The 6,423-nt window shown below is 45.1% G+C and carries 5 protein-coding genes; all 5 read left to right on the top strand.

Annotated features, from left to right (window positions below; translation table 11 throughout):
• The first annotated feature begins 112 nt into the window (after nt 1-112).
• The 5 genes from LKD42_RS14545 to LKD42_RS14565 all read left to right on the top strand — a co-directional run bounded on the left by LKD42_RS14545 (nt 113) and on the right by LKD42_RS14565 (nt 5,982).
• The gene (locus tag LKD42_RS14545; RefSeq protein WP_147632031.1) at nt 113-1,279 is read left to right on the top strand and encodes a galactokinase; all 1,167 of its coding nucleotides are present in this window, start codon (nt 113-115) and stop codon (nt 1,277-1,279) included.
• A gap of 15 nt (nt 1,280-1,294) precedes the next feature.
• A complete protein-coding gene (gene galT, locus LKD42_RS14550; protein ID WP_248836110.1) occupies nt 1,295-2,791 on the top strand; it encodes a UDP-glucose--hexose-1-phosphate uridylyltransferase in 1,497 nt (498 codons plus the stop codon).
• A 126-nt stretch (nt 2,792-2,917) separates the two neighbouring features.
• Complete coding sequence (gene galE / locus LKD42_RS14555; RefSeq protein ID WP_022119961.1) at nt 2,918-3,934, top strand: UDP-glucose 4-epimerase GalE; 1,017 nt, start codon at nt 2,918-2,920, stop codon at nt 3,932-3,934.
• A 77-nt stretch (nt 3,935-4,011) separates the two neighbouring features.
• Nucleotides 4,012-4,347, top strand: a complete 336-nt coding sequence (locus LKD42_RS14560; protein WP_248836111.1) for a hypothetical protein — start codon at nt 4,012-4,014, stop codon at nt 4,345-4,347.
• On the top strand, nt 4,348-5,982 hold the full coding sequence (locus tag LKD42_RS14565; protein WP_248836112.1) for a C40 family peptidase: 1,635 nt from the start codon (nt 4,348-4,350) through the stop codon (nt 5,980-5,982).
• Nucleotides 5,983-6,423 lie beyond the last annotated feature (441 nt).

Consider the following 6,423-nt stretch of genomic DNA (forward strand, 5'->3'; position numbering starts at 1 on the left):
AAGCTTCACGATATGCGAATATTGGGTAGAATTGTGGAAGTACGAAGTACGGAACAATTCGTATGGCATCTTTTGACACCCACATCATTTAATAAGAAAAAGGAGAAGTGACATGAAAGCAAAACTGATTGAAAAATTTGTATCCATCTATGGGGAAGGTGGAGAAATCCGTTCATTCTTTTCACCGGGACGTGTAAACCTGATCGGAGAGCATACAGACTACAACGGAGGACACGTTTTCCCATGTGCACTGAGCATCGGAACTTACATGATCGTCCGCAAACGTGAAGACCGTACGATCCGTTTCTATTCTGAAAACTTCAGCAAACTGGGCGTGATCGAGACAAGCCTGGATGATCTGGTATATTCTGAAAAAGCAGGATGGACTAACTATCCGAAGGGAGTTATGTGGGCAATGGAAGGCAGAGGATACAAGATCCCGACCGGTATGGATATCCTGATCTACGGCACGATCCCGAACGGTTCCGGACTTTCTTCTTCCGCATCTCTGGAAGTACTGACAGGACTTGCAGTACGTGATCTGTTTGGATTCGAAGGAATCAGCATGATCGATCTGGCACTGATCGGACAGTATTCTGAGAACAACTTCAACGGATGCAACTGCGGTATCATGGATCAGTTCGCAGTGGCAATGGGCAAAAAAGACCATGCGATCTTCCTGGATACCAGCGATCTTAGCTATGAATATGCAAGTGTAAAACTGGAAAATGCAAAGATCGTTATCACAAACAGTAAAGTAAAACACAGCCTGGTAGATTCTGCTTACAATGACAGAAGAAACGAATGCGAAACAGCATTAAAAGAGCTGCAGACAGTTGTAGATATCAAAGGACTTGGCGATTTAAGCGAAGAAGAATTCGAAAAATATAAAGATGCCATCAAAGATCCGGTTCGCCAGAAGAGAGCACATCATGCCGTATACGAAAACCAGAGAACTATCCAGGCTGTAGCAGCGCTGAATGCAGGTGACGTAGAGAAATTCGGTAAACTGATGAATGCTTCACATGTATCTCTGAGAGATGACTATGAAGTATCCTGCGAAGAGATCGACGTACTGGTAGATCTGGCATGGGAGACCGAAGGCGTGATCGGTTCCCGTATCACAGGCGGCGGATTCGGCGGCTGCACCGTAAGTATCGTAAAGAATGATGCAGTAGATCACTTCATCGACAAACTGGGCAAAGCTTACAAAGAAAAGACAGGACATGAAGCTGAATTCTATGTAGTGGAAATCGGAGACGGAGCAAAAGAAATTTAAGCAGGAGGAAACGTCATGACATTTGATGAAAATGTAAAACGTCTGGTACAGTATGGCATAGAGAGCGGACTGGTACCGGAAGAAGAACGTATTTATACCACCAACCAGCTGCTGGAGCTGTTTGGGGAGGAAGAATATACCGAGCCGGAGACAGAGTTCAAAGATGTGGATCTGGAAGAAGTTCTGGAAGAGCTGTTGGACTATGCAGTTGAAAAAGGCGTATTAAAAGAGAACAGTGTTGTTTACCGTGACCTGTTTGACACAAAGATCATGAACTGCCTGGTTCCGCGTCCGGCACAGGTGATCGGAACGTTCAAAGAGCTGTACAAAGAGTCACCGGTAAAAGCAACAGACTACTATTATAAATTAAGCCAGGACACCAACTACATCCGCCGTTATCGTATCAAAAAGGATATTCGCTGGAAAGTGCCAAGTCAGTACGGAGACATTGATATTTCCATCAACTTATCCAAACCGGAAAAAGATCCGAAAGCGATCGCAGCAGCAAAACTGGCAAAACAGAGCGGTTATCCAAAATGTCTGCTCTGCCGTCAGAACGAAGGTTATGCAGGACGTGTCAACCATCCGGCAAGACAGAACCACAGGATCATCCCGATCACAGTGAACGGAACACAGTGGGGATTCCAGTATTCACCGTATGTATATTATAATGAGCACTGTATCGTATTCAACGGAGAGCATATCCCGATGAAGATCGAAAAAGCAACGTTCGTGAAACTGTTTGACTTTATCAAACTGTTCCCACATTACTTCCTCGGATCCAATGCAGACCTGCCGATCGTAGGCGGCTCTATCTTAAGCCATGACCACTATCAGGGCGGCAATTACCAGTTTGCAATGGCAAAAGCACCGATCGAGAAACACGTTGAGATCCCGGGATACGAGGATGTGGAAGCCGGCATCGTAAAATGGCCGCTGTCCGTACTGCGTATTCGCTGCAAAGACGAGAAACGTCTGATCGATCTGGCTGACCATGTACTTGGTGCATGGAGAGGCTATACCGACGCCGATGCAAACATCTTTGCTGAGACAGATGGAGAGCCACATAACACGATCACACCGATCGCAAGAAAAGTCGGCGATATGTTTGAACTGGATCTGGCTCTGAGAAACAACCTGACGACAGATGAGTATCCGCTTGGCGTATATCATCCGCATGCAGAGAAACATAACATCAAAAAAGAAAACATCGGTCTGATCGAAGTTATGGGTCTGGCAATCCTGCCGGCACGACTGAAAACAGAGCTTCAGGATCTGGCAGATTATATCATCGAGAAGAAAGACATCCGTTCCAACGAAGCTCTGGAAAAACATGCAGACTGGGTAGAATCCTTCCTGCCGAAACATCCGGAACTGAACAAAGATAATGTGATGGATATCCTCAAAGAAGAAGTTGGACATGTATTCGTAGGCGTTCTGGAAGATGCCGGTGTATACAAATGTACACCGGAAGGAAGAGAAGCCTTTATGAGATTTATCGAAACACTGTAAAACGGTGATGACAGAATTGTGAGAGTACGAAGTACGGAACAATTCGTATGGCATCGTTTAACCTTGTTATCACGAAAATATAAATATAAAGAAACTATTTATCAAATTGATCAGGAGGTAAATACTATGAGAATTTTGGTAACCGGCGGAGCTGGATATATTGGAAGCCACACCTGTGTGGAACTGCTGAACGAAGGCTATGAAGTAGTCATCGTAGACAATCTGTACAATGCAAATAAAAAAGCAGTAGATCGTGTAGAAGAGATCACAGGCAAAAAAGTAACATTCTACGAAGCAGACATCTGCGACAAAGAAGCAATGGATGCTATCTTTGATAAAGAAGATGTACAGGCAGTCATTCATTTCGCAGGACTGAAAGCAGTAGGAGAATCTACCGTAAAACCTCTGGAATATTACCAGAACAACATCGCAGGTACACTGACACTGTGCGATGTCATGAGAAATCATGGCGTAAAGAACATCATCTTCAGTTCATCCGCAACCGTATACGGTGATCCGGCGATGATCCCGATTACAGAAGAATGCCCGAAGGGCACCTGCACCAACCCATACGGCTGGACAAAATGGATGCTGGAACAGATCCTGACCGATATCCAGAAAGCAGATCCGGAATGGAACGTGATCCTGCTTCGTTACTTCAACCCGATCGGTGCACACAAGAGCGGCATGATCGGAGAAGATCCGAAAGGTATCCCGAACAACCTGCTTCCGTATGTTGCACAGGTAGCGATCGGCAAACTGGAATGCCTCGGTGTATTTGGTGATGACTACGATACACCGGACGGAACAGGCGTACGTGACTACATCCACGTGGTAGACCTGGCACGCGGCCATGTAAAAGCAATCCAGAAACTGGCTGACAAAGAAGGCGTAAGCATCTACAACTTAGGTACCGGAAACGGCTACAGCGTTCTGCAGGTTGTACATGCATTTGAAAAAGCATGCGGACATCCGATCAAATACCAGATCAAACCGAGAAGACCTGGCGATATCGCAAAATGCTACTGTGCACCGGAAAAAGCAAAGAAAGAGCTTGGCTGGGAAGCAGAATACGGCATCGAAGATATGTGTGCAGATTCTTGGAGATGGCAGAGCCAGAATCCAAACGGATACAACGACTAATCACAGATTGAACGCAGAGAAGCATTCCCCCCGCTTCAAGTCTGCAGAGCACTAAGCAGTGGGTGAGGGGGATGCTTATGTCAGTGGGAGTTGAAAAATCATATCGCATCCAATACATAGTATATCAGAAAGATCAGGCAGAAACCAAGAGGTGGAAGCCTGGTCTTTTTTGGCAGGAGGTCGATCGTCTGGTATCAGCAAAAATAAGGGAAAGTGTTCACATAGAAGAAGGCATTAATTATGATAAAAGCAGTAAAAAATATCAATGTGTAATAGAAAAATATGAGAGCAATGAAAGGTCATCTGTGAAAATTCTGTGTCACTACTTGAAAATTCATCCAAAAACTTCTATAATTAAAAATTATAATGTCAGGGGTAAAAGGTGTTCAGGTTATAGAAGAAAGGCAAGATGAATGAAAAACAGATATTTATATAAATTAGGCTGCATGATGCTGGTGGGGAGTATGCTGATGAGTACAGCACCGGTGGCTTATGCATCGAGTTTGCAGACGGAGCTTCAGAAAGAGGCGGAGAGTAACAAGGAAGGCTCTCAGACAGAAACCAGTCAGCCGGAGACGAGCCAGAGCGAGACACCGGCAACGGAGACTGAGACCAGTCAGCCGGAGACGAAGCCGGAACTGGAAACGCGGCAGACTGAGACGGCGGCAGCCGAAACAGAAACAAATGCATCTCAGACAGGGGATACGGATGCATCCAAAGAGGATGGGACATCGGACAGCGATAAAAAAGACGATGGTTCGGATAAAAAAGACGGCGACAAGAAGCCAGACGGTGACAGCAAGGACGATAAGAATAAAAAAGACAATGCGGATGACAAGAACAGTCAGAAAGGTGACATTCAGAAACCGGATGATGAGAGCGAACAGGTGGATCATTCTGATGCGGCAGCCGATTATGCTTCCAATATCATTGCCGGAAACAGTGTTTATTTAGGTGAACTTTCCAGTGAGTATGGTATTTCGTTTGATGAAGAGTTCGAAAAGACAATGGACAAGATCGAAGCAGATTATAAAGAGTTTCTGGACAAACCGGAAGATTTTCTGGCAGAAAACTGGCAGGATGTGCTGGCTGTTTATGTAATGAAGTACGGACAGGACGCCGGCATAAAGATGGACAAGTCCTGCAGGGATGATCTGGAGCAGATTTTTTTCCTGATGAATGTCAGAAGCAATTCTGCAATTTTACGCAAACTGGAGAAAATCCAGAAAGAGGAAGTCTCTGAAACCGAAGGCAGATCAGCCGAAACAGAAAAGGCGGCAGAAGCAGAAGAATCAACAGAAACAGAAAAGGCAACCGATGCGGAAGAATCAACAGAAACAGAAAAGGCAGCCGATGCGGAAGAATCAACAGAAACAAAAAAAGTGGCAGAAACAGATGCAAAAGAATACCGTGCACTGTCGGTTCAGGATTACATAGCACTTTACGGTGCAGATGAAGAGCAGACAGCTATACTGGAGAAATACACGTCCACAAAATGCAGACAGCTCTGTGCAATCGTTACGGCATCCAAAGGATTTGTGCGTTCCGAGGCAGGCAGCGATGTCAGTGAAGAACGTGTTTCCATCGTGGCAGCAGCGTGCAGCCTGATCGGAAAAGTCGGCTATTTCTGGGGCGGCAAGTCCTATGCAATCGGCTGGGATGACAGCTGGGGAAGTCCGATGACCGTGTCCGCAGAGGGCAGCAAGAGCAGTGGAACGGTGCGTTCCTATGGTCTGGACTGCAGTGGATTTGTTGCATGGTCTTACTATAATGGACTTGGCGGCAAGGATGCCGGTATCGGCAATCATACCACAACACAGTGGAATGCAAGCGAGATGGTGGACAGCCAGAGTGCCAAACCTGGTGATCTTGTCTTTTATCATCCGGCAAGTGCAGGAGACGACAACCACGTCGGCATCGTAGTCGGAGTCAATGACAACGGAAGCCTGCTGGTCGTACACTGCTCCTCAAGCCAGAACGGAGTTATGACAGGAGAAGCATGGTCAGCCGGATTCCAGTATGTGAGAAGTCCGCTGGGGCTGGAATGATAAAAAATGAAAACCGTGCGGTTGACAAATAAAGGCGGCACTGCTATCATATAAAAGAAAGGCTTTTATGAAAAAGCAGAGCACTTGTGACTTCGTCATGAGCGGATGCTGAAAATGCAAACTAATTTGACTGGAACAAGGGTGTTCTGATTTATTCAGTGCACCCTTCTTTTCTATTTACAAGGAAAATCCCTTGTAAATAAAAAAGAAGAATGAAATAATTGTGCAGAGATTCGAAAATGAAAATGTCTGCTTCGCAGACTTGCATATTACCAGGCTTTTTCTAATGGGAATCATAAAAGGAGGAATTTATAAGTAACTAAATATATTGCTTAATATGGTTAAATGTGTTTAAATATACCTATGGAGGTATTATTATGAACACGTCAAATATCACGAATTATAAACCAAAAGATTTTGCTGAATTAATAGGTGTTTCTG

It is taken from the genome of Hominisplanchenecus faecis (assembly GCF_020687205.1).
In the GTDB taxonomy this organism is placed as follows: Bacteria; Bacillota; Clostridia; order Lachnospirales; family Lachnospiraceae; genus Hominisplanchenecus; species Hominisplanchenecus faecis.

Excerpts from the sequence above, each read along its gene's own strand:
- galE (WP_022119961.1), top strand. The coding sequence starts at position 2,918 with ATGAGAATTTTGGTAACCGGCGGAGCTGGATATATTGGAAGCCACACC.
- galT (WP_248836110.1), top strand. The coding sequence starts at position 1,295 with ATGACATTTGATGAAAATGTAAAACGTCTGGTACAGTATGGCATAGAG.
- LKD42_RS14565 (WP_248836112.1), top strand. The coding sequence starts at position 4,348 with ATGAAAAACAGATATTTATATAAATTAGGCTGCATGATGCTGGTGGGG.
- LKD42_RS14560 (WP_248836111.1), top strand. The coding sequence starts at position 4,012 with ATGTCAGTGGGAGTTGAAAAATCATATCGCATCCAATACATAGTATAT.
- LKD42_RS14545 (WP_147632031.1), top strand. The coding sequence starts at position 113 with ATGAAAGCAAAACTGATTGAAAAATTTGTATCCATCTATGGGGAAGGT.